The sequence below is a fragment of the Bacillus sp. FJAT-22090 genome, assembly GCF_001278755.1.
In the GTDB taxonomy this organism is placed as follows: domain Bacteria; phylum Bacillota; class Bacilli; order Bacillales_A; family Planococcaceae; genus Psychrobacillus.
The window spans coordinates 1,094,130-1,120,396 of sequence record NZ_CP012601.1 but is presented as its reverse complement, the minus strand read 5'-3'; the positions used below and the strand labels follow the sequence as shown (position 1 = coordinate 1,120,396).

At 34.7% G+C, this 26,267-nt stretch carries 29 protein-coding genes and 2 pseudogenes; 6 read left to right on the top strand and 25 right to left on the bottom strand.

What is annotated here, in order from left to right; translation table 11 throughout:
• Positions 1–4 precede the first annotated feature (4 nt).
• The 11 genes from AM499_RS05915 to AM499_RS05870 all read right to left on the bottom strand — a co-directional run bounded on the left by AM499_RS05915 (position 5) and on the right by AM499_RS05870 (position 8,134).
• Positions 5–289, bottom strand: a complete 285-nt coding sequence (locus tag AM499_RS05915; protein ID WP_053589327.1) for a hypothetical protein — start codon at positions 287–289, stop codon at positions 5–7.
• 161 nt (positions 290–450) lie between these two features.
• Positions 451–921 carry a DUF3291 domain-containing protein gene (locus tag AM499_RS05910; protein WP_053589326.1) on the bottom strand — a complete coding sequence of 157 codons (471 nt, stop codon included), beginning with the start codon at positions 919–921 and terminating at the stop codon, positions 451–453.
• 179 nt (positions 922–1,100) lie between these two features.
• On the bottom strand, positions 1,101–1,625 hold the full coding sequence (locus AM499_RS05905) for a GNAT family N-acetyltransferase (protein ID WP_053589325.1): 525 nt from the start codon (positions 1,623–1,625) through the stop codon (positions 1,101–1,103).
• Positions 1,626–1,748: 123 nt separating this feature from the next.
• A complete protein-coding gene (locus AM499_RS05900; protein ID WP_053589324.1) occupies positions 1,749–2,579 on the bottom strand; it encodes a sugar nucleotide-binding protein in 831 nt (276 codons plus the stop codon).
• A gap of 378 nt (positions 2,580–2,957) precedes the next feature.
• The gene (locus AM499_RS05895; protein ID WP_053589323.1) at positions 2,958–3,374 is read right to left on the bottom strand and encodes a VOC family protein; all 417 of its coding nucleotides are present in this window, start codon (positions 3,372–3,374) and stop codon (positions 2,958–2,960) included.
• A gap of 502 nt (positions 3,375–3,876) precedes the next feature.
• A complete protein-coding gene (locus tag AM499_RS05890) occupies positions 3,877–4,356 on the bottom strand; it encodes a GNAT family N-acetyltransferase (RefSeq protein WP_053589322.1) in 480 nt (159 codons plus the stop codon).
• 132 nt (positions 4,357–4,488) lie between these two features.
• Positions 4,489–4,701 (bottom strand): glycosyl transferase, encoded by a 213-nt coding sequence (locus AM499_RS21250; RefSeq protein WP_082355181.1) that lies wholly within the window; start codon positions 4,699–4,701, stop codon positions 4,489–4,491.
• 747 nt (positions 4,702–5,448) lie between these two features.
• Entirely contained in the window at positions 5,449–6,171 is a 723-nt protein-coding gene (locus AM499_RS05885; protein ID WP_053589321.1) for an anti-sigma factor, read from the bottom strand.
• A complete protein-coding gene (locus AM499_RS05880; RefSeq protein ID WP_053589320.1) occupies positions 6,168–6,713 on the bottom strand; it encodes an RNA polymerase sigma factor in 546 nt (181 codons plus the stop codon). Before AM499_RS05880 ends, AM499_RS05885 begins: the two co-directional genes overlap by 4 nt.
• A gap of 96 nt (positions 6,714–6,809) precedes the next feature.
• Positions 6,810–7,292, bottom strand: coding sequence for a hypothetical protein (locus AM499_RS05875; protein WP_053589319.1), 483 nt, complete (start codon positions 7,290–7,292; stop codon positions 6,810–6,812).
• A gap of 38 nt (positions 7,293–7,330) precedes the next feature.
• Positions 7,331–8,134 carry an extracellular solute-binding protein gene (locus tag AM499_RS05870; protein ID WP_053589318.1) on the bottom strand — a complete coding sequence of 268 codons (804 nt, stop codon included), beginning with the start codon at positions 8,132–8,134 and terminating at the stop codon, positions 7,331–7,333.
• Between the two features lie 921 nt (positions 8,135–9,055).
• Between AM499_RS05870 and AM499_RS05865 the strand changes: the two genes are divergently transcribed.
• Positions 9,056–10,513: a polysaccharide deacetylase family protein gene (locus AM499_RS05865; protein ID WP_053589317.1), complete on the top strand. Its 1,458-nt coding sequence runs from the start codon at positions 9,056–9,058 to the stop codon at positions 10,511–10,513.
• A gap of 337 nt (positions 10,514–10,850) precedes the next feature.
• Here AM499_RS05865 and AM499_RS05860 read toward each other — a convergent pair whose 3' ends face one another.
• The 3 genes from AM499_RS05860 to AM499_RS05850 all read right to left on the bottom strand — a co-directional run bounded on the left by AM499_RS05860 (position 10,851) and on the right by AM499_RS05850 (position 12,999).
• Entirely contained in the window at positions 10,851–11,576 is a 726-nt protein-coding gene (locus AM499_RS05860; protein WP_053589316.1) for a B3/B4 domain-containing protein, read from the bottom strand.
• Positions 11,577–11,665: 89 nt separating this feature from the next.
• Complete coding sequence (locus tag AM499_RS05855) at positions 11,666–12,304, bottom strand: LysE family translocator (protein WP_053589315.1); 639 nt, start codon at positions 12,302–12,304, stop codon at positions 11,666–11,668.
• Positions 12,305–12,375: 71 nt separating this feature from the next.
• Entirely contained in the window at positions 12,376–12,999 is a 624-nt protein-coding gene (locus tag AM499_RS05850) for an FMN-binding negative transcriptional regulator (protein WP_053589314.1), read from the bottom strand.
• Between the two features lie 115 nt (positions 13,000–13,114).
• On the opposite strand from AM499_RS05850, the gene pdxR reads away from it, so the two are divergent.
• Positions 13,115–14,494: a MocR-like pyridoxine biosynthesis transcription factor PdxR gene (gene pdxR / locus AM499_RS05845; protein WP_053589313.1), complete on the top strand. Its 1,380-nt coding sequence runs from the start codon at positions 13,115–13,117 to the stop codon at positions 14,492–14,494.
• Positions 14,495–14,670: 176 nt separating this feature from the next.
• Here pdxR and AM499_RS21615 read toward each other — a convergent pair.
• The 3 genes and pseudogenes from AM499_RS21615 to AM499_RS05835 all read right to left on the bottom strand — a co-directional run.
• A pseudogene (locus tag AM499_RS21615) lies at positions 14,671–14,821 on the bottom strand (MarR family transcriptional regulator); the annotation flags it as partial.
• Between the two features lie 20 nt (positions 14,822–14,841).
• Positions 14,842–15,762 (bottom strand): phosphotransferase family protein, encoded by a 921-nt coding sequence (locus tag AM499_RS05840; protein ID WP_053589312.1) that lies wholly within the window; start codon positions 15,760–15,762, stop codon positions 14,842–14,844.
• 143 nt (positions 15,763–15,905) lie between these two features.
• Entirely contained in the window at positions 15,906–16,364 is a 459-nt protein-coding gene (locus tag AM499_RS05835) for a hypothetical protein (RefSeq protein WP_053589311.1), read from the bottom strand.
• Between the two features lie 215 nt (positions 16,365–16,579).
• On the opposite strand from AM499_RS05835, the gene AM499_RS05830 reads away from it, so the two are divergent.
• Positions 16,580–16,771, top strand: a complete 192-nt coding sequence (locus AM499_RS05830) for a hypothetical protein (protein ID WP_053589310.1) — start codon at positions 16,580–16,582, stop codon at positions 16,769–16,771.
• Positions 16,772–16,970: 199 nt separating this feature from the next.
• Here AM499_RS05830 and AM499_RS05825 read toward each other — a convergent pair whose 3' ends face one another.
• Both AM499_RS05825 and AM499_RS05820 read right to left on the bottom strand, forming a co-directional pair.
• Complete coding sequence (locus tag AM499_RS05825) at positions 16,971–17,702, bottom strand: class I SAM-dependent methyltransferase (protein WP_053589309.1); 732 nt, start codon at positions 17,700–17,702, stop codon at positions 16,971–16,973.
• Positions 17,703–17,752: 50 nt separating this feature from the next.
• Positions 17,753–18,535: a CPBP family intramembrane glutamic endopeptidase gene (locus tag AM499_RS05820; RefSeq protein WP_053589308.1), complete on the bottom strand. Its 783-nt coding sequence runs from the start codon at positions 18,533–18,535 to the stop codon at positions 17,753–17,755.
• Between the two features lie 308 nt (positions 18,536–18,843).
• Between AM499_RS05820 and AM499_RS05815 the strand changes: the two genes are divergently transcribed.
• A complete protein-coding gene (locus AM499_RS05815; protein ID WP_053589307.1) occupies positions 18,844–19,383 on the top strand; it encodes a GNAT family N-acetyltransferase in 540 nt (179 codons plus the stop codon).
• 474 nt (positions 19,384–19,857) lie between these two features.
• Here the strand turns inward: AM499_RS05815 and AM499_RS05810 are convergent, their stop codons facing one another.
• From AM499_RS05810 to AM499_RS05795, 4 genes are all read right to left on the bottom strand, one after another.
• Positions 19,858–20,130: a GNAT family N-acetyltransferase gene (locus AM499_RS05810; protein WP_231687537.1), complete on the bottom strand. Its 273-nt coding sequence runs from the start codon at positions 20,128–20,130 to the stop codon at positions 19,858–19,860.
• A gap of 13 nt (positions 20,131–20,143) precedes the next feature.
• Positions 20,144–20,350, bottom strand: coding sequence for a (4Fe-4S)-binding protein (locus AM499_RS05805; protein WP_053589306.1), 207 nt, complete (start codon positions 20,348–20,350; stop codon positions 20,144–20,146).
• A 100-nt stretch (positions 20,351–20,450) separates the two neighbouring features.
• Positions 20,451–21,542, bottom strand: a complete 1,092-nt coding sequence (locus AM499_RS05800; protein ID WP_053589305.1) for a low temperature requirement protein A — start codon at positions 21,540–21,542, stop codon at positions 20,451–20,453.
• Between the two features lie 353 nt (positions 21,543–21,895).
• Positions 21,896–22,498, bottom strand: a complete 603-nt coding sequence (locus AM499_RS05795) for a GNAT family N-acetyltransferase (protein ID WP_053589304.1) — start codon at positions 22,496–22,498, stop codon at positions 21,896–21,898.
• A 320-nt stretch (positions 22,499–22,818) separates the two neighbouring features.
• On the opposite strand from AM499_RS05795, the gene AM499_RS05790 reads away from it, so the two are divergent.
• The gene (locus AM499_RS05790; protein WP_053589303.1) at positions 22,819–23,319 is read left to right on the top strand and encodes a DinB family protein; all 501 of its coding nucleotides are present in this window, start codon (positions 22,819–22,821) and stop codon (positions 23,317–23,319) included.
• 569 nt (positions 23,320–23,888) lie between these two features.
• Positions 23,889–24,545, top strand: coding sequence for a CatB-related O-acetyltransferase (locus AM499_RS05785; RefSeq protein WP_053589302.1), 657 nt, complete (start codon positions 23,889–23,891; stop codon positions 24,543–24,545).
• 720 nt (positions 24,546–25,265) lie between these two features.
• On the opposite strand, the gene AM499_RS21610 is transcribed toward AM499_RS05785, so the two are convergent.
• Together AM499_RS21610 and AM499_RS21990 are read right to left on the bottom strand one after the other, a co-directional pair.
• Entirely contained in the window at positions 25,266–25,403 is a 138-nt protein-coding gene (locus AM499_RS21610; protein ID WP_156316760.1) for a YfhE family protein, read from the bottom strand.
• Positions 25,404–26,033: 630 nt separating this feature from the next.
• Positions 26,034–26,223 (bottom strand): annotated as a pseudogene (locus AM499_RS21990) (GNAT family N-acetyltransferase); the annotation flags it as partial.
• Between the last annotated feature and the right edge of the window lie 44 nt (positions 26,224–26,267).

Genomic DNA, 26,267 nt, shown 5'->3' with positions numbered 1-26,267 from the left:
AGTTTTATTTATTACTTTCACTTAATTTCATTTTTGTGAAAAGACCTGCAATGATTGTGATAATTCCACCTAACAATATTATAAAATAAAAAAGCATTAAAGTTGCTGTTCCTTCTAATCCTTGAAGCACTTTAGTTTCATGTAACAAAGGTAAAGATAACGGATACGTTAAAACCGATAATGTCAAGACAATTCCAGTTATTATTCTATTTTTCTTATTCCTTGTAGTTAGGTATAAAGATAAACAAACAATTGCAAGTGCTAGTATTATAAAAATTGCTAATATCATTTTATAAAAAGCTCCTTCTTATAAACATATTTTACCACTTAAATGAAAAACCTTGTTGAACTAACCTGCTTCGTTAGTTGAACAAGGATAATACGCATTATGTTCCAGATGTGAAACAAAGATTGTTAACGTAGTTTGTTAAACTAAAGGACACCGTTACTTTAAGTGGTTCTAATCAAGAACGTCTCCCCTTTTTCATCAAATGTATGCTTAAAATCAAATGCAAAAGGTGTGGAACCATGCTGAATATAATAGTTGTATCTCTTGAATGCTTCCTCCCAAGAGACATCCGTTACCTTTTCTGTCCACCAAACTACATATGAAAGATGTTTTTCTGGATATGTCTCAATCCATCTGTTTCTATCTCGTACTGCTTGCAAATGCTTGCCTGAATAGGAAAAGCGATATAAGGATTGAAGGTCTCTCCATACTGTTAGTGTAAGAATGGGATATCCATTACCCTTTATGGTTTCTTCAGAGATAGTGACTCCCTCAGGTGAAAAAGCCTCTATTAGTCCTGATCTATTTGCCTGACGATATACTTCATTTCCAACTTGAAAAAATTCACGAGAGGCAGGGTGATCATAAGGGTGGTAAAGCCTACCAATAGTATAAATTGAAACTAATGCCATAAAGAGCCCTCCATCAATAGTCTTTACCAATATATATTCAAATTGTAAGTAAAAAATCCTTCTTCTACTAACCTGATTCGTTAGATGAAAAAGGATATACATATTATGTACCGAATCTGAACCAAAGATTTTTGGCTTAGCTTGTTAAACTAAAGCACCCGTTAGTTGAAGAAGAATAATTAAAATATATTCCTAATATCTTCCCAACCATATACAAGTTCGGAAAATTTCTTTCCTCCAATCTCCACTTCAACAGTATCTATTTTTCTACCTCCAAGTGATTCATAAAACAGACGAGAAATATTATCTTTTAAGACAAGAACAAGCATAGAGTTTAATCCCATTCCTTTAATTTCATCTATGACTGGTTTAACAAGGGCTATTCCAATACCTTTACCTTGATACTCTTTTAAGATATAGATAGCGTATATCTCTCCATCGTACCCATTATATTTACTGCTTCTTTCTTTACCGCCTTTAGAAAAACCTACTATTATTCCCTGATGGCTTTCTGCTACATAAACACCTCCATTCGGAATTGCGTTGGTCCACATTTTTTCACGGCTTTCATACGAAAGACTACTTAAATATTCATCAGAAACTATGTTAGCATATGTTGTTTTCCAACTGGTGACATGTACTTTAGCTATTCCTTCCGCATCGCTTAAAATTGCTTTTCTAATTTTAATAAACCCGTTATCCATTTGTTTCACCCCTCCACATTAACAATAAGAGCTATGTCCTGACTAGCCTTGTTCTACTAAAGCACGATGTTAGTTGAATAACAATCACCTTGTTCTTTCAATCTCAGAAAAATCAATAATTAGTCAAACTGTGCGAAAATTGGTTTTAAGCAATTGGTGAGCTTTTTGTGTATTTAGAGACGTATCAAGAGATAGATAAGGGGCATCTTCTTTAGATTTTATAGTTGGGCGGAGAAGACTATTATTCCATCCAAGTTGTTCCAATCTCTTTTTATAAAACGTATAGTAGCTTTCTTTATGTATGGGTCCAGCATGCAAAATTCCTTTAAATTTTATATTAGTCAATTCAATAATCATACTTGATAAATCATTAACATTTACAAAAGTTTTATACACATTTGTCCATGCATCAAATGACTGATTCTCTTTTATTTTCTCGATTATTTGTATGGTTCGTTTTTCAATACCTTGATCCCCATTATTACCATATAGTGGGCCAGTACGAAGAATCACGTGATTTGGATGTTTATTGAGAATTAGGTTTTCTCCAGTATATTTACCGTTCACATAATCAGCTAGGGCTGCTTCTTTAGGCAAGGTACCAATTCGGTCCGTTTCTTTGTAACCACCAATTCCTTCAACAAAAACCGCATCCGTTGATAGAAATATAAGTTTTGTTGCACTCTCTATTTCTGATAATAAATTTTCGAGCCCTAAATTAATTAATTTGGTTTCTTCTTCAGAACTCATAAGTGACCATATAACTACTTCTGGATTTATTTTTCTAATGGCACTTCTTATTGATTGTTTGTTTGTAACATCTACTTGCATAATATTAGAGTTCTCATGTTGAAAACGTGAGGTGCCAAACACTGTTAGATTTTTGTTCTCTGTAGCCAGTTGGAATAAATTCGAGCCCAAAAAGCCAGTTGCTCCTAATATAAGTATTCTCATAAATCTTTCCTTTTTTAGTTTATTTTATTATGTATTCTCCACAACTTAATTGTTTTCCTTCTTGAACTAACCTGCTGCGTTAGTTTAAGTGTAACATTTCACAATGGATTTCTTAGATCTACTTGATGTTTTGGATAAAGAAATAGACCATCAAACTGATGGTCTTGTTTAACTAAAGCACCCGTCTTTTACTAATATTATCTCTTAAGCCTTTTCAACTTTTCATATTTCTTGTGCTTTTTTTCTCCAGAATAGTAGTTGAATACCGTTGGGGTAAGCATAACATAAATCGAAACAGCTGCCGCTGCACAGATAATTGGTACTCACCACAGTACAACTTGCCAAGCCGCGGTGAACTTTGAAAACTGACATTGAGGGTCATCCTTTTCTGGTCGAACCCAGAACCTCCAAATAGTGCTGATTATACATAATGCCTAGGATGTTTCCAAAGGGATCGACCACGGAAGCAGTGATGAACCCCTCGCCGCGCTCTTTGGGTGCCTCGTACTCTTTCGCTCCCATAGACAGCAGCTTCTTGAAAATTGCTGTTACATCGTCGACGTGCCAGTACACTACAGCACCTGCCGGTCCGGTCGCTGAACTCTCGGGCGCGTAGCGGCTATCGATTAAGCCCAGCTCATGCTGGTAGTCGCCGAGGCGAAACTCGGCATATCCTGGACGTTCGAAGTATGGTTCGATGCTCAATAGCTCAGCGTACCACCTCTTTGCCGCTACTAGATCATCCGTCCAAAAACTGACTGTGGTGAGTCCTCTTAATGTCTGTGTATTGCTCATAATCGATTTCCTCCTTAATGTTGTATATACGTCCGGATGCTAAACTAAATAACATCTTCTGATTAACTTCGATTTACTTACGAATAATCCCTTCTCTTATTCAAGAAAATGGTCCGATTGTTGAATATGAGCTAATAAAGATTCTTCAACTAAACTGCTGCGTTAGCTCAAAAAGAACTTCAAAAAATAGTGCATTAATCCTTTTTGGATCAACGCACCCGTTAGTTGAATTAGAACATTTATCTTTTCCTTAAAGAATTGTACTATTTGGGGACGATGGATGCACAATTAATTAAGTTGGCGAACACGTTTCTAAAAGGAAAGTATTACCTAGTATTTAATGACCTTTTAATTCTCATATAATGCAGACTAAATCACAACGAATGAATCCATTTTAATCAATCTTTATTTAAAATTTATGGTAATTAGCTAACCGTTTTTCTATATGTATAATGGATAAATTTGGTTCAAATGCAGTTATTTTTAGTTATGGTCTTATACATTATTTTATTGATAGTCTCATGATAATTTCTTCGCCGATACGTCCTATTTGTCTCTCATTTGTATCTTCAAATCCTACTTTTAAATATAGTTTTTGAGCTGGAATATTATCTATATCTACTACTAATACAATTTCATCACATTCAGGGAATTCAGATTTAACAAACTCAATCAGTAATGACATCCCTTGTTTAGCGTAGCCTTTTCTTTGCTCTGTATTATTAATTGATAGTGCAGTTAATAACAAAGCGTTCAGATTAGTGGAGTATTTCTTAACTCGTTCATTTGAATTTAGAAGAAAGAAACCAACAGGTGTTTTATCACTTAAAATAACAATACGATACTGTCCTTCTGTAACTTCCCCAAATTTGTTTGGTAATGCAGAAAATTGTTTTTGTTCTTCTGTAAGTACAAAAGAGTTCAATACTATCATATGCTCACTTGAAAAATGCTTCAGTTCAACACCGCTAAAATTTTCCATATTATAATTCCCCATTCATTTTTTCTATATCCTACCACTCTTAATGTAGTGATTATATCAATAAAGATAATTTATTTAACTATCCTTGTTCAACTAACCTGCCGCGTTAGTATAAGTACAACTCTTCACAAACTAATATTTATCTCTCAAGATATTTAATAATCCAACGCTAAATATTAAAGTACTAATTAACATAAATGAAGGTATGAACCCATTTAATATAGGAACATATTCTCCAGTTAAGTTTTCATTAGAATACACTACATTAATTGAGTAATATCCTAAAGGTATGCTTAAGATTATTACGATTAGCCCCAATATGAAATACCACACTTGCTTCTTCACTAACTATTTCCCCATTAATAAGTTCTACAATAAGAGAGTTAATCCCTTCCAGAGTCAACACTCATATTTGTTTCATAAGTTTATTTATAACCCCCTTATTCATCTTCAACTCGTTATAAAACAACTTTAATTTCATTTATTCCTTCTTGTTTGACAAATCTCAGTCGCTTTTGCGTTAATCCTTCTTTCTATAACTTGAATAGGTGAGCCAAAAGGCCCGAAATCCTTATGCTTCAAGGATTTCGGGCCTTCCATATAATTCAGGTTATTTGCGTTACTATGACATTATGAGATCTTTGGGACAGAAACTACGGAATTCTATTAAGAGAATGTATTCGCAAGAGAAAATCATGCTATTCATCGTTGGAAACCGAAGTTGTTTGGAGATTATATATAATTGAAGAGATTTAAAAACATATGTTGAAAATAACTAAATTTAAAAGTTCCTATTTACCCCTTATTTAACCATAAAATATAAGAATCCATTTTACAACAGATTGTTCAAAATGGATTCTTACGTTCTGATTTAGTATTCATTTTCATAAAAAAGCTTGATTACTTTATTGTTCCTTCTTCAACTATTGCATCCGTTAGCCATCCATGAAGCGCAAAATCAGCGCTTCACCACAGAGAATAAAAATGGTTAGAGGAGTCAATATTAGTAGTCCACCAAAATCAATAGACTTATTAATGTACGTTATCCTCTTTTTGACCACTTTAAATGTCGACTTATAAAAATGTTTGATTCTATGAGCCGGCTATTTTTTCTCCCCTTGGCTGCTTGCTGTTGGCGTCCGGTTCGACGGTGATGCCGATTTGATCAAAAGTCTGCCCTTTTGCGAGCTGGTAGGTCAGTATTCCGGATCCGTTTTCGTCCGGCTTGAATATGCCACTATTTTCCCTCATGCCGTTTTTCAGCAGCCAAACCTGGTAAACCTGTGAACCTTCGACGCCGGGTAATTCGTTAACTTGTATCACCAAATTTTTCTCTGATCCATGCTGGACAATATATGCGATGCCGTTTGTTCCCGGGTGGCTTTGATTGGTTGCTTTTAAGGGAATGGACGTTAAAATCTCAATGGGTATATTTTCAGCATGGCGATTTTTTTCCTGTATATTCGCTATTCCAAGGCCAATAATGACGAGCAACAAGACGGCCACGATACTGGTTGAAACTGGAGTGAAATGGCTTTTGAGCATTATGGTAAGCTTGCTCATCTTAGCCTTGGATGTTTCCATACCGCTTTTCGTTTTGTGATCAAAAATAAACCCCAGCACCTCGCCTTTTAACGATTCAGGCACCTCAATTTCTGTATAATCAAATGGCAAAGCATTCCAGGCTTGGGACAATTCCTGATATTCTTTCTTACATTCCGTACAATTCTTTAAATGTTCAACAAAGGCCATGCATTCGCTCTCCTTGAGCTCATTTGCTATATATGGAATTAAATGGTCGCAATCCCTTCTCATTTTATATCCTCCAATTTCAGATGCTTCCTCAATCCTTTAAGAGCTTGGTGCAGCCTGCTTTTAATCGTGCCGAGCGGCTCTTGTTCGAGTTTGGCGATCTCTGAAAGAGAATACCCTTTCCAATAAAGCAAATCGATTAATTTTCTTTGTGCCGTCGGCAATTTGTTTTTCGCCATCTCAATTTCATTTGTATTTACTCGTCGCTCATTTGCATTGGCAAGGTCGGCGATCTCTTCATGTTCCTCTTGATAGTGCTGCGTATACCTCTTCTCTTTACGGTGGTAGTCAATGCAAATATTGCGAGTAATCGTGAGGAGCCAATTTACAAAGCTGCCTTGAGCGGGATCGTAATGGCTGTTTGTTGTCCATAACCTCAAAAAGACTAACTGAATAATCTCTTTCGTCTTATCCTCATTCCCATTACAAAACTTCATAACGAAGCCGTAAACAAGTTTTATGTATCTATCATAAAGCTCCTCTAATGCGTGACCATGTTTTTCTTTTACCAATCTCATTAATTCCGCATCGTAATTTTCTTTCATGTGACACTCCCTGCTAATGGATAAAAATATATTGCCATTATACTATATTAAAATTAAGGATGGGAACGACCGCGACTGATCGTTCCCTGGGCAAGCTTATTTAAATTCTGTTTCGCTGTTTACGATAAACCATACATCTTTTACTCCTTGTCCGTTTACATCCCCTTTTTGCTGGTCTTTTGCAAAATAATAGAGAGGAAAGCCTTTGTACGTGACCTGCTTCACCCCTGTGTCTTCTCTTCTGATCGTATCGAAATCCTTTTTGTCAAAACCTTCCGGGACGGCGAAATCCTCCTGGGTAAATGCCGGCCAGTTTGCCAGGCAGTCTCCGCTACAATTGCTTTTTCCTACTTCGTCCTTTTTAAAGTAATACAGGGCCCTTCCCTGTGGATCCGCCAGGTACTCTCCAGCTTTCTCATTCTCCAAAAGCTGAAGGCTGTCAGCCGGGACTTGCTCCGATTGTTCCGTTTGGGCTTGATCGGGTTGATCCGTCTCTGTTTTTTCCTCAGTGCTTTTTCCGCAGGCAGCCAAAACAAAAATAATCGAAAGTATCGTGAGCGTAAAAATTACTTTTTTCATGTATGTTCCTCCCAGTTTTTAAGATTTAATGCTCGCTCTTACTTCCAGCCCCATTTTTGAAAGATTTGATGTGATTCTTCCGTTCTTAAATAATCAATAAATTGCTGTGCCTCTTTTTTCTGATCGGTGATTTTCGTCAGGGCGATCGGCGTTCCACGATAGAGTTTATCTTCTTCGGGCAGTTCGACCAAGTCGGTCACATCCTTAAGCCGATAATGCCACGATTCATAGGTAATCCAGGCGTCTAGGCTGGAATTCGATTTCCATCGTTCAATGGCTTCGGCACTCGACTTTACAGAAAGGTTAATATTTTGGGAAATGCCTTCGATCAGCCCTTTTCTGCCTGCCAAGTCTTCCCACAGGCCAAGCTGGCCAGCCCCATTCACATCGAGTATTTTTACTCCATTTTTCGTTAAATCCTCCAGGCTTTCAATCTTCTTAGGATTTCCTTTCCTCACCAATATTCCTGCAGCACGCGGGTAAAGTTCCGTACGTGATTTAGTGTCGATCATTTCGGGGTGGGTAAAGATGAAGTCCTGCAGCATATACTCGGAGCCACCGAAAATAATATCTGCATCTTGCTTTGCCTGGCTGATCCAATTGCCCTCTGGTCCGGCTGTTACTTCTACCTTGATTCCCGTTCCAGCTGAAAAATGTTCAGCAGCTTCCTTGATCGGTCCAAGTGGTCCGCCTGGTCCGTACACCCGGATGACATAATCACTTTGGCTGGAATTTGGTGTCGACTGGGACGCCGTCTTTCGGTCCATTTTTGCATAGGTAGATAATCCGGTAGCCGTAATGACAAAGAGCAGTAAAGCTGATAGAAACACGGTCTTCTTCATGATTCTCCCTCCATTTCATACATATTTTTTTAACGGTACTATCAAAGGAAACGAAGGGAAGCTGTAAACGGTTTGATTATATTGCAAAATAGTTAGAAAGTTTCATATATTTATTAAAAATTAGTATGGTGAAGAATAAATAAAGAACCGATACATAGTGATGACTATGTTTTTCTAATAGCAAGTGTTCGTAAAGGTGAACGCTTAAACAGAGATTTAGAACCAAAAGAAGTCGTCTATCGGTTAGATACATTCCGTAAAATGAACAACCCTATCATGTTCCCCGTCATTCATGTATTAACCACTACAGGCATTCGAAATAAAGAATTTTGTAAGTTAAAGGTACCGGACTAACAGCAAGACACTATTTTAGGTTGGTATACCCTGAATATTATTGGGAAGAGAAATAAACGTCGCTTTGTTCCAATAAAAGAAGAAGTTGTAGAAAGCATAAAAATGTTTCGTTTTGCCAGAGGTATCCCCTCTTTAGTAACGGGGAAAAGACACTTTCTTCAATACACTTTTTGTTTTTAAGCTGTATTAGACAACAATTAGTTTGAATTAATTTCTGTTAATTAGTTCCGGATATGAAAGGAGTATTATGTGGAATGACCTATATGAAAGAGCAGAAATGGAATGCTAAACTCCTCGTCAAGGACTAATCAAAGCAAATATTATTAAAAGATTTACAGTCTACTTTCACTCTACGAAAGTTTAGTTATCAGTAAAAATTCTGATAGACTACGTTCTTGAGATGAAATAAATATGAAAACTGAACATTAATTTTCTAGAAGTTATTTTTATAGCAAACTTTTTTATCAATCCAAGCGTCTAATAGTATGATACGTATTCGCGAAACGTAAAAACGAGATACCACTATAACAGAATTACAGATAATGAAAGAAAGGAGAATCCCAGCTTATGACCAAATCCCGTAACAAACAACGGGGACCTTGGATTGATGTTGCCTGTATCGGTATAATTGCTCTTCTGAGTATAAGCCTCATCTTCCTCAGTTACTCAACAAAGAGCAATGCAAAACAAACCACCAACAACAGAAATGCCCCTGAAATAACAAAAGAAGAATCGGCTTTTCCTGGAATACTTATTAAAACGGAGGTATCAAATGACGAATATTCTCCTTACTCAATACAATATCCACAAAGCAAAGTAGAATCATTTAATGTACAGATTAAAAAATACATAGATGAACAACTTGATACTTATTTAATCGCCATGCAAGAAAATAAACGGATCGGTAGTAAGACTCCCGGAGAATTGAACATCGCGTTTGAAACATTTCCACATACATCAGGGTCTTATTCGTTTGTAATGATTACAGGAACGTATTTAGGGGGTGCGAATGGTTATACAAATTTTAAAACGATTCATTTAAACACAGAGTCTGAAGAAATTATAAAGGTTGATGATTTATTTGGACATGACGAATCTAAACTTGCAAAACTTTCATCATTAGTACGAGATAGCATTAAGAATGACCCAAGCTTGAAAGATAGAGTGCTAGAAGAAGAAATGATGCTAGCTACCGAACCGAAGTGGAGTAACTTTGAGAAGTTTGCGTTAATAGAAGATACACTTGTTTTGTATTTTGATGAGTATGAAATAGCTAGTGGTGCAGCAGGTGCACCGATTATTGCTGTCCCACTTGCAGAGCTAACTGAACAACTAGTTGCACCTTATAAACCCGATAACTCAGTTGAATTATTACCGAAACCGCCTGTTGAAGAAGGTTCTGAGGATATTGAAGAAGATAACAATAGCAGCGAGACTGAAACTCAAGTTGACGTACAAATTGGAAATGCTAAAACGAAGCAAGTAGCCCTAACTTTTGATGATGGGCCAGACCCAAAAGTCACTCCCAAAATTCTCGCAACATTAGCAAAGTACGATGCTAAAGCAACATTCTTTATGCTCGGGAGCAGAGTAGAATTCTATCCAGAAATCGCGAACGATGTGTTGGAAGCTGGCCATGAGCTAGGCAACCACACTTGGACTCATGCAAATTTAACGAATATGGAATCGGATGCAATCACGGAGGAAGTTTCAAGAACAAATAACATCATCGAACAAGCCACTGGCCAAGTACCTACTGTTTTTCGTCCACCCTACGGTGCGTTTAATGAAGATATGTTGAACATTTTGAGCTTACCAGTTATTTTATGGGATGTTGATACGCTTGATTGGAAACACCGTGATGCTTCTCAATTATTAGCATCTGTAAAAAGTAGTGTTCATGACGGAAGCACCGTTTTAATGCACGATATTCATTTATCTACTGCGCAAGGGTTAGAAAATGTGCTTGCATTTTTGACCAGTGAAGGGTATACATTTGTAACTGTTTCAGAACTTGATGAGTGACAGAAAGAGTGACTTGGAAGCAAGGCTTTCGGGTCACTCTTTTACGTCCGTAGTTCAGATGAAGATTATGATTATACTTATTGACTTATTGGTAGTCTTACTACCATAGTTGGAAACCGTAGTTGTTTGGAGAGTATTTATAATAGAAGAGATTTAAAGACATATGTTGAAAATAACTAAACACTATACTTCCTCTTTAACCCTTATATAACGATAAAATATAAGAATCCATTTTGAAAATAGATTGTTCAAGATGGATTCTTTCGTTGTGATTTAGTATTCAGTTTCATAAAAAAGCTTGATTAATTTGTTGTTCCTTCTTTAACTAAAGCACCCGTTAGTTTAAATGAAAATCTTCACAAACTGTAATTCCCCTATTATTAATATCTAATACTTCAATCTTCACGTTACCACCAAGATAATGTGACACCAAATCAGCCAAACCGTTAAGCGCCATATGAAACTCATTGTTTCTTGTTTCATCTATTGATTCAATACAGAGGAATGCATTTTTAGTATTTTCTGTTAACATCGTTCTCTGAGCTTCACGCCAATTCCAGCATCTGCATATTGCACCTTCATCATCTTTATAAATAATTTCACCTTCATATGGAGAAGTATTTTCATCATTTCCCAATGGGATAAACGGTTCATTACCATTTGCCTGTGTTAGCCTAATATCGCCTACAAAAGTATCGATATCTTCTCCACCACATGGAAACCCATAACACAATGAAATTGAGTTATAGATGTCAACAAGCGGGTTTATTGTTCCGATATGATTGTCATTCTTCACTCTTTTTAATAAGGCTTCAATGGAACACCTTGCCCCTTTCTTTGTCTTAAATTTCTGAAAAGCTTCTCGCCAAACGGATATGACTGGATTACTACTGAATTCCTCCTGACTAAGAAATTTATGTGCTTCTTTCTCTGCCTCCAGCAGCAGCATTTCGTAAATTTCTACATCCCTTATTGAATTATCAATCTCCTGGCAAATAACGGTTCCTATTTTTGCATGAGGGAATAACGACCAAAAACCTTCTTCAATGATAAATTTAGGCATAAAAATATCACTCCATTTTATTTTACTCATTTTCTTGGTATAATCGCTATTTATTGTGTCACAATTTGATACATTTAATCATAACACTCTTATATTTTGGAGGGGCTCGCAAAGGCGCAGATTACTCCTAGAACAATATACAGATAACTAGTTATCCGACTCTGTAACTTTGAACTCACTTTACTACCTAAAATCCGCTTTCTAATACTTGCTGCAAGAACTGCATACAGACCATCACAAATAAAAGCCAAGATAAGAAATATAGTTCCTAAAAGCAAAAATTGTAATGGGACTGATCCAGCCGAAGGTGATATGAATTGCGGAAAGAATGCTAAAAAATAGAGTGCTGTCTTAGGGTTCATTATCTCTACGAGCGCAGATTGGTAAAAAATCTTTAATAATTTTTGGCTAGGGGCTTTTGGAATTTCTGAAGTCGTTTTATCAGGTCTAGAAAATAAAGTCTTACACCCCAGATAGATAAGATAAGCAGCACCCAAGTATTTCACTATACTAAAGGCTGTTTCTGATGTCATAAGGATCGCAGAAACTCCAATTGCTCCAGCTAAAACGTGAACCGAACCACCAAGAGATACACCAAGAACTGATACCAGACCTGCTTTCTTTCCTTGTTCTATACTTCTTGCCATAATATATAACACAGCTGGTCCGGGTATTATTAACACTGTAGCAGCAGCAATTACAAATAGCCAAATAGTTGAAAAATCCATAAGATGCATCTCCTTGTTTTACTTTTGCACACGAGTTGAAAATGTTTAGGTATATACATAATGTTTTTTTCTCATTTCCCCTTATTTTTTATTTTTTTCATCGCTTCTGCCAATTGATGAGAATTCAGAACTTCCTCCTTCTGTAGTTGACCAATGATGTTGCGGTAATCCTCCTCATTTCGATTCTGGCTTAATTTATAAGCGGCTTGAACTTCTTGTACTTTAATCTTAAATCCCACAATACCTTTAAGTTCCCTTTCCAATAGCTGAGGCGAAAGCTTATCCCATAAAATTGGATTTTTCCGATGTTTTTCATATTTTTCTAGTAACATAACCAGGTCTTGCTTTAACTCTTCTTGCTCTAAAATAACCGGTTTGCCGTATACATGGACGGCTTGATAATTCCATGTCGGGACATTTTCATGACCATACCATGAAGAAGAAATATACGCATCCGGTCCTTGGTACATAACAAGTGCGTTCTCACACGTCTCGAATGTTCTCCATTGAGGATTCCCATAGGCCATATGTCCAGTGATATAAAATTCATCGCCTTTTTTTCTAAACTCCAAAGGTATATGAGTGGCAATTGGTTTCCCTTGTTTTGTTGTGACGATGGTTCCAAAAGAGTTTGCTTGAATAAACTCTTTGACTTCATCCATGTCCGTGACTTTAAAATATTTAGGAATAAACATGTTTGAACAACTCCTTTATTGGTTTTATAAATTTTCGATATAAGTATCCTACTATACAAACTGACATCTAAAAAGGTACAATTACAAACAAATAAACATGTCAAGGTGGTTGTAAATGAAAAATACTATTTTTGTTTTGAATGATGAATCCCCCAAATACAAGCAAATATACGAGCAGTTTAAGTCTTTTATTGAGCGTGGCGACATACATCCTAATGACCCATTGCCATCCATTCGACAACTTGCAGAGTCCCTTCAAGTCAGTCGCAATACGACATTGATGGCATATGAGCAGCTTGTAGCGGAAGGCTATATCCGCGGAGAAGGGAGAAAAGGGTATTTTGTAAATGAATTAGAGCCGGTTTTATTTCAAGATACCTTCATCCCACCTGATAAAAAGCATAAAGAGGCGGTAACGCGTGTCGAAATTGATTTCAGAGCAGGGGCCGTGGATCAAACCAATTTTCCCCTGAAAATTTGGAGAAGAATATCGAATCAAGTTTTAACATTACGGGAGAGTTTTCTATACGGGGAACCCTTTGGTGAAGTATGCTTGCGTGAGCAAATCGCCGCTTATTTATTCCAATCTCGTGGAGTGAAAACAGATCCAAATGCGATTATAATCGGAAGTAGTACCCAACAAATGTTAATTCATCTTGGACAAATCTTGAAGGATGATATTGCTGGCATTATTATAGAGGATCCAGGTTATGATGGAGCGATGGAAGCTTTTCGATTTCATCGTTTCACGATTGAGACTTTACCAGTTTATGAGACAGGGGCTAATTTTTCAAAATTAGAAAAATTGAGGTCAAGGTTAATCTATGTAACCCCCTCCCATCAAAGTCCACTAGGTGTAAGTATGTCTATCCAGCAAAGACAAATGCTTATTCATTGGGCTAATAACAAAAATGGATTTATTATCGAAGACGATTATGATAGTGAATTTCGCTATACTCAACAACCATTTCCAGCACTTGCATCCATTGATTCAACGAGAGTCATTTACCTAGGGAATTTCTCAAAGTCCTTTCTTCCAGGAATCCGCATAAGTTATATGGTATTACCCCAGTTAGTATTAAATCGTTATAAAAATCAATTTCTTCATTTTGAGAGTACTACTTCACTCCTAAGCCAGCTTACAATGGCTAAATTTATGGAAGAGGGAGAATGGAATCGCCATATTAAACGAATGCGGCTTGTGTATAAGCGAAAAATGCAGTGCTTAGTTTCAGAATTAAAAAAACACTTCAAACAAAGTATATCCATTATTGGGGAACAGTCTGGTTTGTACGTTTTAGTTAAGGTACATCTAAATCGTTCAGAAGAATGGTTAATCGAGCGTGCTTCCATTTATGGGGTTAAAGTGTATCCTACCTCCATCTATTTCATAAATAACCATCCTGCAGAAACAATTATTAAACTTGGATTCAGTAATCTTACCTGTGATGAAATTCAAGAAGGCGTGAAGCTTTTAAAAGAGGCGTGGGCATAAAAACACCCCTCAATCGTTAGTTGAGTCTACGATTGAGGGGTGTTCCAATTGAAAGACGTCTAATTTCAGCGTTCCTGTAACTAGGACTTTTTTATTTTTTCCCATAACAATTTACTTAAAAAAGTTGCTCCTATAGATAATCAATAATTTTTCTTGTGTCCCTTTTTTACAAATCCTCAGTCTTTTTCTATATTTTTTCTTACTTTTGAAAAAGATGAAAAATGGTTTCTACTTCTCTTTCGGAAAATCCCTCTAATGCAACGATATTGGAATAATCTTGGCTCTCTTTATAAAAGGAAAAACATTTTTCCCTTTCTCTGTTCTAAAAGTTTGTAGAGTATTTACGGTCATCCTTTGTGGTTTGTATTCATTTCACACTGAATGAGCTCTACTGCTTCTTCAAACATCTCTCTATCATTTCTTTTTAGTCCTGCTAATAATAGTGTCATGTTATCAGCTATCAGGAAAAAAGAGAGTTTTTCGAACTTATGTTGAGCGTTTTCTTCCTCTCTCAATTCCATCACTTTTTTAGTAAATGTTTCTCCACACTCTTCCAACAAATATAAATATTCATAATCAGGGTCACCAATCTTCATGTCACCAAAATCGATAATTCCAGTTATTTCTTGCCTCTTTAGATCAAATAATAAATGGTCCATCGATAAATCAGCATGAAGAAGCTTAGGTGAATATCTGAAATGGTTTTTATCTTCCAGGTATTTTTCGAATCGAAAAGCAATATATGTTTGCATATCTTGATTGATTTTAGGAAAGGCTTTTTCCTTCACCTCGTTGAAAGTCTCTAAGTAATATTGATAGAAATTCGTTTCAGGTATATTTAAATTCTTCGCCTGTTCAACACAGAATGAACTGATCTGATTCATAAACTCGGCGATTTGATGGGCGATTTTACTCTTTGTTTCTGATGGTAATGAGCAAAATAATTTTTCATCCATAGGCTCTCCTGGCAATAATCTGTAACCGACAAAGGGATAACCATTATCTTGTTTCCCACAATAAATAAATTCCGGTATTTTTAGAGAAATATGTTTTTTTATGCTTGGTAACGCCTTTATTTCTTTTTCTGTATCAATAGCTCCGTCTTTTTCCTTTGGAAATCGAAATACTATCTCATGATTGACCAGATAGGCACGATTCATCCATCCCTCGCCAAGTTGCATTATATGATTAATTTTCAAGTTCTTAAAATTAATCATAATCATTTTTTTAACCCACTCAAACTCAGCAAACTCGATACTGTTATCCATCCTATTTTGTCTCCTTTACTAGTATGGGGACTTCTTAGAATGACCCTACATACCGAACAATTTTGTTTAAGTAAACGAGAAAATAAAAAACGGCCAAGACCCTTGTCGTATAAGGGTTTTTGAACAAGGAAATTCCAAACTAATTAACTTAGTAACATTACTAAAGCTTTTTCAATATCTTCCTCTAAGTTATTTTTCGATAAGTCATATAAAGTACCAGAACCTTTTAAATAACCTCCGAAGTAATACCATAAGCCTATGGTCTCTGCATAAATGTCTTCATTTAACTTTTGCCCATCGTAATCGATTGCTATTTGAGAACGGTATTCTTTTACAAGACATTTCTCAGAAGTTGAATCTTCAATTTCATCCCCATCAATATCCCTACTTATCCATATACTAAGATTCGTTTTACCTTGGTTTTCGAATACTTTTGCGTATTTTCTTTGAAGAACCATAGTCAGTTCTTCTCCTAACTTCTCTAATTCAACTATATTCTTTGTTAACTCTTCGTTTATCGTACTTACTGGTATTAAAACATACCTATCATCAATATTATTTTGTTCATCATGTTTAAATAACTTTTTATATTTATCGAACAAGCTTTTCCCACCCATCTTAAGTAAGAGGTATATCAGTTTTGGACTTTTTTCTTTAACTAAAGCACCCGTTAGTTAAACAAGCACCTTCTCTTCTATTACAAATTATGTTCGTAGAGTGCCTTACTCCTATTTGAATAATTTCAACTGAAAATACAATCAAATTGTGTATAATTGTAATTGCATGAAAATTCCGATAAAAGTAAAGGAGGAAATTTATGAATATTTTAAGCGGAACTTTATCCTTATCAATATCTTTTATTTTATATATCTATTTGTACGGTCTAAAAGCTGATTACTCAGTTAAATACAATTCAGGCTTTTTCTTTTTCCCAACAATATTGTTAGCGATTGCACTAGGCTGTTTCGGATATGAATATTTTCAATACTATAAACGAAAATTTAGTTAATTAAATTTAAAGTATCTACTTTACCTAGATAAAAAATTGTGATTCGATGAAGCAAACATAAGAGTTCAATTCTCTTTTATTGTTTCGTTGTTTGTATCAAATACGGCATAAAAACTCTCCTACTCTTATTCAACTAAACTTCCCCGTTAGTCGAATAAGAAAAACGACCCTACATGTCGAAGGGACGTATAATAAACATTTACTTTTCTGCTGAGATTATTAAGAACATAGGTCTACGGAGTTCATCTTTCATTTCAGGAATACTCTTTAACATTTCTTCAGAGGGAATTGGTTCCTTGACTATCCTTACAATAAAACCAGCATTAATTAAGTCATTGATATAAGTAGAAAATGTATGATGATATTTTATAACATTTTCAGTTAGGAACGTTGTTTCACGCAATCCTTCCGATTGGTAATTGTCAACTGCCCAATGCAGACGATTCCCTTTTTCATCATAATACCAATCTTGTTCGTTCCGGGAAGTGAAAATTGGATGTTCAACTGAAAAAACAAAAGTACCTCCAGGCTTAAGGCAATCATAGACCTTCTTACAGATTGCTTCAAAGGACTTAATATAGTGAAAAGCCAATGAACTGATGACAACATCAAATTGAGAGTTTGAAAAATTAATGTCTTCAATCGACATTTTAATATATGTAATTAAAGAATCATTCGTCATTTCACGAGCTTTTTGAAGCATTTTTTCAGATATATCTACTCCAATAACAGACCTTGCTTGCTGTTCACGAGCATAACGGCAATGCCAACCGAAACCGCATCCCAAATCAAGTACACTTTTATTTCGGAGTTCTGGTAAGAGTTCTTTTAATACGTGCCATTCTCCCGCACCTTCAAGTCCTTTGACTGAACGTGGCATTTTTTCATATGCAGAAAAGAAATTCACATCATCATATTTGTTTTGCTTCATAATTTATTCAACTCCTAAATATTAATATAGCCTCCTAAAACAATTCGTCGTTAATTTCCAATCACGCCACTGAATACCATAAGGAAATTTAGAAGGATATGCCAGATGATGGCCGGAATGATGCTATTTGATTTGATAGTTACAACAGCATAAAAGAATCCACCAAATGCAAAGCCGATGCAGATAGGCCATGGAAAACCAAGTGAGTAATGCTGCAATCCAAATCCCAAACTGGTGATTATAACAGCCCATTTCTCACCTAACTGCTCTGTAAACCTGCTCAGCAGTACCCCACGCCATACCAATTCTTCAAGGATTGCATTGGAGAATGAGAAAATAATGGCAACCCAAAAAACTTCCATGATAAAATTCCATCCATTCATGATAATGAACGGCAACATGACAGCAATGTTAATCAGGAAGGCAATTGGAAGGAAAACTTTTATCTGAACATGATGGAATCCGGTCCAGATGAATGGGAATATAATAATTCCGTTCCAATCTGGCCTCTTTAGATAGTTTATAAATGGAACCTTTATGTATAAGGAATAAGTGAATAATGGAATTAGGATAAAAACCAAGGAAAGCCGATTGAGGAAGATATCCATTTCCGATGTTTCAACGCCTGGCACCGCAAAATCCTTGGCGAATAAATAGATGATAAAACCAAATCCGAAAAGTATTGTCGTCACAATAAACAGCTTGCCCGACTTTTCCACTATAAAATATATAAAGAGTACAATGGTTGCCCAAACGATCAATAACGTGTAATTCCCTGTTTGAAGTAAAACCAACAGTACTGCAAATAGGAATAAAAAGACGATGTTCTTCATTATGTCTTTGCTAATAATCTCACCCCCATTCCGATTTTTCCTACATTCGGAATTCCATATATACTAACTAGTTCGACACTCTTCTAAAAAACTCCTATTTATTCAACTCATTAGCAGGACATTAAAAAGAAAAACAAGCTTCCTATTCAGCTCAATAATCTTTATTAAAACACGCAAAGTTGAATCAGCACCTTTTATTTTATTACACATTATGATCGTACTGTGTACAATCTTCTAACTGAAATCTCAATCTTCCCTCCTGCATGATATAATTTTATAGGTTCCATACATATAGAAAGGAAGATTAGATGTCCAAAAATTTTAATGTATACATACGACCGCTTATCCTCTCAGATGCTGTCGAATTACTAAGTTTAGAAAAGAGAAATCGAGCTTTTTTTGAAAACTATTCTATAACTCATCCAGAAAATTACTGGACTTTAGAAACTCACAAAGAATTAATCGAAAAATGGGAACAAAATACAAAAAAAGAAACTGAATATCGGTTCGGAATTTTTAAAATTAACGATGATATTCTTATAGGTACTATCGGTTTATTTCAAGTTCTCCGTGGACCTCGTGAAAGTGCGCTTTTGGGCTATTCCTTAGACCAAGAACATAATGGCAAAGGTTATACTACCGAAGCTGCCAATTTAGTTGTTAATTATGCTTTCGAAATTCTAAACTTACATCGAATTGAAGCTGGAGTGATGCCAGATAACATAGGTTCCATTCGAGTATTAGAAAAAGCTGGTTTCCATAAAGAAGGAATAGCTAAGAAAAACGTTAAAATTAATGGGTCTTGGGAAGATCATCAGATGTTAGCTATAATAAATCCGAATGACTAACCTTGTAATTCATACTAATTATTAGACAATCTCTATCTCCACTCATTTAAATTATGAGTGGAGATAGAGATTGTTCATGACGTATTTTATGTTAAATGCGATATAAAAACTCCGATTCTCTTCTTCAACTAACCTGCTGCGTTTGTTTAAATGTAACATTTCACAATGGATCGCCTAAATCTACTTGATGTTTTGAAAGTAAAAATAGACCATCAAATATGGTCTATTTGAAGTGAATGCTAAAAGGCATAGGTACACCTAAATTCATTTGTGTAATTCCATTTTAATTTGATCATTTGGAGGGCTTCTCCCCTGAGAAACGGTAATAAGGAAAGCAAAAACGATACAGTTTTATTATTGTATAACTTATTTTGTATCAGTGTTAGTCGTAGCATAGTACCAACTTTAATAAAATTGCTTCTAAATAAAATAAAGAAGAGAAATAACTGAGTATAATTCTCTGCTTTACAGTCTTTACCCTAATAACTTTTGATATTCTGGATTCTTATCAAACTCAGCTTTTGCAAATGGACATAGAGGAATCACATGTAATTTTTCGTTTTTGGCATATTCAACAGCCACTTTTACTAATTGTTGTCCTACATTTTTTCCTCTTAAATGTTCTGCTACATGTGTATGATCTAATATAATTCGAGTTTCCCCTACACGAACAAAATGGACTTCTGCTTCGCTATTTTTCTCATCACCAATATAAAATGACTGACTACCTTGTTTAATTTGCAGCAACCTTATTCCCTCCTTACATTTTATATTTTAATGCACCGCTTGGACATCTATTAATTACTTCGGCTACTTTTTTAGCATCTACTTTATCAAGAGAAATCCATGGTCTAGCTTTTACATTAAAAACTTCTGGTAAACCTTTAACACATTCAGCAGCGTGTTTACAAATTTCTCCATCGAAATAAACTGTAATATTTTCTCCTTTGTACTCTCGGTAGCTCATTTTCATCACACCTCATTTTTTCTTCATTTTATAGTAAACTATAAATCAAATCAATTTAAGATAATATGAAATTACTTTCAAATAAAGTTTAATGATTTCATTAAAAAGTTGTTAACTTAGCATAGATAACAAAAAATACAACTAATTCTCCCATAATAATAATATTAGGTACTGTAATGATTAAATTAATAAGGAGAAATCCAACTAAAATACCTAAAAATAACCCTAAATGATACACTTTTAATCGTTGTTTCTTATGTCTATATTGATGAAAAACAAATGAAGTTGATAAAAAGTAGAGTAATACCGATCCAAAAACGAAAAATAAAATAAAATAATAATTAACCTCATGCACAAACAGTAATCTTATCGACGCTGCAATCATGCTTAAAGACATTAAAATGAATAAATGACCATAAATAATCATTTGACCCGCTGTTTTTTTAGATTTATCGACTTTCTTTTCTAAATTATCGAAGTACTGCCACCACATTGATATGATTAAAACAAACGCAACTATAGTAAACAAAATGGAATTCCAATCTCCTTGTTTCGGTTGGATTACAGCAAGCGTACTAACTAGAGTTTCACCGAAGAGAATGATAGTAAATAAACCAAATCGCTCTAATAAATGAGCTGTATTTGTAGGCACCTTCACTAATCGCTTCCGTCCAATAATTGGGATTAATATATCTACAAAGATACCTGTATACAATATAAGATACCTAATCCATGAGTCAAAAAAGACGGAGCACAATGAAATAATAATGCCAACCCAAAAGTATTTTCCAAAAAAGAGTGCTGCTTTCTTTCTAGTCCCTACTTCTGTCTGTTGTACAACAAGATATTGAATTGCAATTAATGCCCTTAGTCCAATATAACCTATTAGAAAGGATTTATAATACGAATCAAAATCTACCGACAAACTCGCAATCATTACTAGCGCAAAGAACATTTGAAGAATTAAAAATATACGGTGATGAAATAAATCTTCCCCGAATCGATTGATAAACATTGTTTGTCCTACCCAAGCCCACCAAATGGGTATAAAAATCAATACAAACTTTAATAGATAGTCTGAATGGATATATCCATTTTCAACATGAAGCAAAACATGAGTTACAGTAGCAATAGCTGCTACAATTAGCAAATCATAAAATAGCTCTAACCAAGTGACCTTTTTTTCTTCCATTTTGCGCCAATTCCTCCACTATCTTAATTGGTAATTATTTTATGTTCAAAATAAAAAGTACCACTTTGACTGCATCGAACAGGTCTGTATGCTGGCCAAAGAGATCTAAATATTTTACTCCAGTTAAATTGTGATTTACATTTCACACAGTTTTGTAACCCCATATAGATCCCCTCCCTTATTTAAATTTACTATAAAACTCAAGATACTTATTGTACTATACTGCGCCTTTAATTTAAGTGTAACATTTCACAATGGATTTCTGAGATTCGCTTAATATATTAGATAAAAAATAGACCATCAAAATGATAGTCTTGTTCAACTAAAGCATCCGTTAGTTTAAGTGCATTCTTTCACAATGTTGTTCTCATGCTTTTTTCTATTATCACTTGTTTTGCTTTTCTCCAATCATCATCTGTAATTGAGTATATTACTGCATTTCTAATATATCCGTTTTCAAGAATTCTTTCTTTTCTTAAGATACCTTCTTTAATAGCTCCTAAACGTTCGATAGCTTTTTGAGAACGGACATTTCTCTCATCTGTTTTAAATTGTACTCTTATCATCATTAATTCCTCAAAACAATATTTTAGAAGTAGATACTTACACTCTGAATTGACAAAAGTCCCTAAAAAGTTTCTTGCATACCAAGTTGCACCTATTTCACATGACTTCTGACTTAGGTTAATTTCGTAAATACTTGTTGTTCCAATAATTTCATTAGTTTCTTTTAAAACAACAACAAACGGTAATGCCTTCATTTGATTGCGAAGTTGAATTTTTTTGGACACATGTTTTTCCATTTCAGTTACCGATTTAATTTCACCAAACATATATGTCCAAACTTCAGGGTAGCTAATAGAAAATAAATATCTTGCATTCTCTTGTTGTAAAGGTCTGAGTATGATGCTTTCACTCTCTAAGACAGGTGGTTCTATAAACAATAACTGACTCAAATAGGTTCTCTCCTTAATTAAAACAATATTTCACTAAAATATTCTCTTTATACATCTATTTCAACAAAGATTATAACGATTCCTTCCTCAACTAAACTGCCCCGTTAGTTAAACAAGCACCTTCTCTTCTATTACACTTTTTTATTATAGTGTACAGTAAAAGAAACAGTTTACTTAATTATTGTTCACGAAAAATAAAGTTGTACCGTTTTGTAAAAGTTAAACTGTTTGTAAAAAAGATAAACATAATATGCTCAAGGGGAAAGTATAATTGAATTAAGATTCATAGAAATAAAACTACAAATTTTAGGAGGATTTTTATGTTCCAAAGCTTAGACCATTTTTTGAAATCTTGGGACTTCGAAGCTAGTTCTACACAGAAACTACTAAATATTCTAACTGATGAATCACTTAAACAGGAAATAACTTCACAAAATTGGAATTTAGGACGTATTGCTTGGCATACCGTTACAGCTATTCATATTATTACTTCAAATACAAACTTAACGTTCGAAGCACCAACTAACGATTTTCCCGTTCCTACTTCGGCTCAATTTATAGCAGAAAACTATTACCAATCCAGTAATGCATTTGTAAAGGCATTAAAAACTCAATGGACTGACCATACATTGAAAGAACGAATTGAATTTATAGGTCAACAAATGCCTAATGGTTCACTATTATTGTTTTTGATTCAACATCAAAACCACCATCGAGGACAAATGACTGTTCTTATGCGACAGGCAGGATTAACTGTTCCAGGCATTTATGGTCCGTCAAAAGAGGAATGGGCAAAGTTTGGTATGAATGCCCCGCAGTAATAGTAATCGCTCCGTTTTAGTAGTCTGAATTCTAATAGTTCATTATGTAGTTGCTTCTTTGAGACGGAACTATGAAGTATAAATCTCAATTCAATTGTTGATAATGCCTATACACTGAACCGAAAGCAGTCTGGAAGCACTGTTGACTATACACCAGTCTAGGTTCTGTATTCTTCGCAACATGGTCGTACAGTCTAGCAACGACCTTTGGCATGATATAGATTCCTTTTTTATCTAATTCTATTTCGCTTATACCCCAACCCGAGAGGTCAGGACTTTCTACCAATCGGAAAGGGTTTATTATTTAAATATTTACCTTGATAATGGTGATATATCCAATTGCCACTAAATTGTTTCTTAAATACAATTTCAAAAATGTATTTCGCTTTATGGTCGCACTGTGCAGTAAAGTTTGACGAACAGATGATTCAATTGTTACAATCTCCCTATTAAATAGGAAAAGGATGAGGACGATGGTTCGTCGTTTGAAACGGTTTAAGAATGTTGCTACGGCATTAAGCTTCTAAGTAAAAAAAATGATTTATACTACTTAGAAGTGAGGGAAAAAAATGAAACAACATCAATTTAACCACTGGTCTGAAATTAAGTATTTAAAAGATATTGTCACCAACCCAATGATTGAAGTAGGAGAATACTCCTACTACTCTGGTTATTACGATAATCATGATTTTGAAGATGGGTGCGTTAGATACTTATGGGGAGATGAAAAATCTAGAAAGTTATTTAACCCAATCGAAGACAATGGTTGGCATTTAGATAAGTTGATTATAGGAAATTATGTATGCATTGCAAGTGGTGTAATTATTTTAATGGGTGGAAATCACAATCATCATTCTGAATGGATTACCGTCTATCCTTTTATGGAGCAAATTGAAACTTCTTACGAACCAAAAGGGGATACAATCATCGAAAATGATGCCTGGATTGGTATGAATGCAATGATTATGCCCGGTGTAACAATAGGTGAAGGTGCCATTGTTGCGGCTGGATCAGTTGTTTCGAAAGATGTCCCACCATATACGATAGTAGGAGGCAACCCTGCTAAAGAGATAAGGAAACGATTTACAGACAAAGAAATCGAAAAGTTGAAAGAAATGCGTTGGTTCGATTGGGAACGCGAGAAAATTGAACGAGCTAGTCATATCTTGTCCAGTTCATCTATTAACCAATTATACGACTTTTATCAAAGGGAAATTAAACTATAACGGATTGATTTTAAATCATCACATTGAATAAATATGAATAAGTTTTATCATAGTCTCTTCTTAATAGCTAATTAAGAAGAGACTATTTTTAAAGTAAAAACTCAACTCTATACATTGTTACTCCATTAATAATCCCAGAGGACATTAATAATGCTGCCTGTACATAATCCTCAGGGACTAACATGACTGCATATAATGTTGCAACTACTGAACCTCTTTCATTAGATAATTTAAATTCTGACAAGATAGATCGAAGAAAGTTCTACACTTTCTTCAACTAACCTGCTGCGTTAGTTAATAATCACTCCGTATACTAAAGCTGTTAAAAATCTACCTACAAAACGTCTGTTATAGTTCCTATTATAATGTTTATATTATATCCGATATCTAGTTTTTCAATTTCTACTACTTCACCTTCGTATAGCTACATAGATCATATTTTTAGGAATTATCAAACGCCTTGACTCATCTCCTAATTGTGAAAGTATACAAAAAAATCATCATTTTTGTTAAAAAGTTTTTTATTATTACAATACTACAAAAAAATGATGTATAAAAGTGACCATCTCATTTGGGAGAAGGTCACTTTTTTCGATTGGATTCAAATTTTTTGGATAAACGTATCGAATCTTACTGTTTTATTCATCATAAACACGTGTCTCCATTATTATTTAAAAAGTGAACTCCGAGTATGTCCTATGTCGAAGTCCATTAATGTGTTTACTTTTTATTTTGATTTTTCTTATTTGTCTCTTTGTCAGCACGATTAAATTCTTTTTGATATAAAACTTCTTGCATTGAAGACAACCCATTATCCTTCATTGTGAACTGCTCATGTGGTTGCTTACGGTTCTTCATCGTGAACACTCCTTTCGTATTTAATCTTTTTAGTTTTACCTTTGTAACCATTGATATTCGATTGAAAAGAAATTAAATTTGTTAAATTTTATTATGTTTACTTGTGCTATCCATATAATCGTGGTTGTTCCTTCAGTAAGTGTAATTCTTATCTTGTCATTAAAAAATACATAACAAGGACTATTAAGCACAAAATACACTTATTCAACAATCGAGCCCTTTCGATACTATCTTCTCTTTAGCAAATACAGTTTATTTGATTTATAACAAAAAATGAATATAAAATAATTGTTAGCGGAATAAACGACCAAGCGAACCCCTCATTAATGCGAAGGGTGTTTCAAATAGGAAAGAAAACCAAAAAGATGTATAAATTGTCTACTTTGATTTCATCATAGTTATGCAAATCTTTTGGCTTTCCTAGATGAGTTATTAAATCCTGAATAGGAGGAGCACAGCAATCATTAACTTGAATGGTTTTTACTGAAACATGCTCACCTTTTGACTAAAGCCATCTTTTCACATTTGCATCTAACTCTACATCCATTAATATCCCTCTCTTTCACCTTATCTTTAGTTTAATAAGAAAAAAGGCTTTAAAAGTAAAGCACTCGTTAGTTGAAGTAATAATTACTTAAACGGAAACTCATATCCTATATAGTTAAATACATTTCTAAATCCTATATTTTCTCCAACTGCAATAGATGGCTTGTTTGATTCCATACACCCCCATTCGGAACAATATTATTATCCAAACAATCTTTACAAAAGATAGAACTATTTTTTGGTCTAACTTTTTTCCTTGATGCCCTTCTAAAGTGTGTTTCTGGTAATGTATGCAATGCTTTTCCAAGCAAAACATAA

Excerpts from the sequence above, each read along its gene's own strand:
- AM499_RS05915 (WP_053589327.1), bottom strand. The coding sequence starts at position 289 with ATGATATTAGCAATTTTTATAATACTAGCACTTGCAATTGTTTGTTTA.
- AM499_RS05910 (WP_053589326.1), bottom strand. The coding sequence starts at position 921 with ATGGCATTAGTTTCAATTTATACTATTGGTAGGCTTTACCACCCTTAT.
- AM499_RS05905 (WP_053589325.1), bottom strand. The coding sequence starts at position 1,625 with ATGGATAACGGGTTTATTAAAATTAGAAAAGCAATTTTAAGCGATGCG.
- AM499_RS05900 (WP_053589324.1), bottom strand. The coding sequence starts at position 2,579 with ATGAGAATACTTATATTAGGAGCAACTGGCTTTTTGGGCTCGAATTTA.
- AM499_RS05895 (WP_053589323.1), bottom strand. The coding sequence starts at position 3,374 with ATGAGCAATACACAGACATTAAGAGGACTCACCACAGTCAGTTTTTGG.
- AM499_RS05890 (WP_053589322.1), bottom strand. The coding sequence starts at position 4,356 with ATGGAAAATTTTAGCGGTGTTGAACTGAAGCATTTTTCAAGTGAGCAT.
- AM499_RS05885 (WP_053589321.1), bottom strand. The coding sequence starts at position 6,171 with ATGAGAAGGGATTGCGACCATTTAATTCCATATATAGCAAATGAGCTC.
- AM499_RS05880 (WP_053589320.1), bottom strand. The coding sequence starts at position 6,713 with ATGAAAGAAAATTACGATGCGGAATTAATGAGATTGGTAAAAGAAAAA.
- AM499_RS05875 (WP_053589319.1), bottom strand. The coding sequence starts at position 7,292 with ATGAAAAAAGTAATTTTTACGCTCACGATACTTTCGATTATTTTTGTT.
- AM499_RS05870 (WP_053589318.1), bottom strand. The coding sequence starts at position 8,134 with ATGAAGAAGACCGTGTTTCTATCAGCTTTACTGCTCTTTGTCATTACG.
- AM499_RS05865 (WP_053589317.1), top strand. The coding sequence starts at position 9,056 with ATGACCAAATCCCGTAACAAACAACGGGGACCTTGGATTGATGTTGCC.
- AM499_RS05860 (WP_053589316.1), bottom strand. The coding sequence starts at position 11,576 with ATGCCTAAATTTATCATTGAAGAAGGTTTTTGGTCGTTATTCCCTCAT.
- AM499_RS05855 (WP_053589315.1), bottom strand. The coding sequence starts at position 12,304 with ATGGATTTTTCAACTATTTGGCTATTTGTAATTGCTGCTGCTACAGTG.
- AM499_RS05850 (WP_053589314.1), bottom strand. The coding sequence starts at position 12,999 with ATGTTTATTCCTAAATATTTTAAAGTCACGGACATGGATGAAGTCAAA.
- pdxR (WP_053589313.1), top strand. The coding sequence starts at position 13,115 with ATGAAAAATACTATTTTTGTTTTGAATGATGAATCCCCCAAATACAAG.
- AM499_RS05840 (WP_053589312.1), bottom strand. The coding sequence starts at position 15,762 with ATGGATAACAGTATCGAGTTTGCTGAGTTTGAGTGGGTTAAAAAAATG.
- AM499_RS05830 (WP_053589310.1), top strand. The coding sequence starts at position 16,580 with ATGAATATTTTAAGCGGAACTTTATCCTTATCAATATCTTTTATTTTA.
- AM499_RS05825 (WP_053589309.1), bottom strand. The coding sequence starts at position 17,702 with ATGAAGCAAAACAAATATGATGATGTGAATTTCTTTTCTGCATATGAA.
- AM499_RS05820 (WP_053589308.1), bottom strand. The coding sequence starts at position 18,535 with ATGAAGAACATCGTCTTTTTATTCCTATTTGCAGTACTGTTGGTTTTA.
- AM499_RS05815 (WP_053589307.1), top strand. The coding sequence starts at position 18,844 with ATGTCCAAAAATTTTAATGTATACATACGACCGCTTATCCTCTCAGAT.
- AM499_RS05805 (WP_053589306.1), bottom strand. The coding sequence starts at position 20,350 with ATGAGCTACCGAGAGTACAAAGGAGAAAATATTACAGTTTATTTCGAT.
- AM499_RS05800 (WP_053589305.1), bottom strand. The coding sequence starts at position 21,542 with ATGGAAGAAAAAAAGGTCACTTGGTTAGAGCTATTTTATGATTTGCTA.
- AM499_RS05790 (WP_053589303.1), top strand. The coding sequence starts at position 22,819 with ATGTTCCAAAGCTTAGACCATTTTTTGAAATCTTGGGACTTCGAAGCT.
- AM499_RS05785 (WP_053589302.1), top strand. The coding sequence starts at position 23,889 with ATGAAACAACATCAATTTAACCACTGGTCTGAAATTAAGTATTTAAAA.
- AM499_RS21610 (WP_156316760.1), bottom strand. The coding sequence starts at position 25,403 with ATGAAGAACCGTAAGCAACCACATGAGCAGTTCACAATGAAGGATAAT.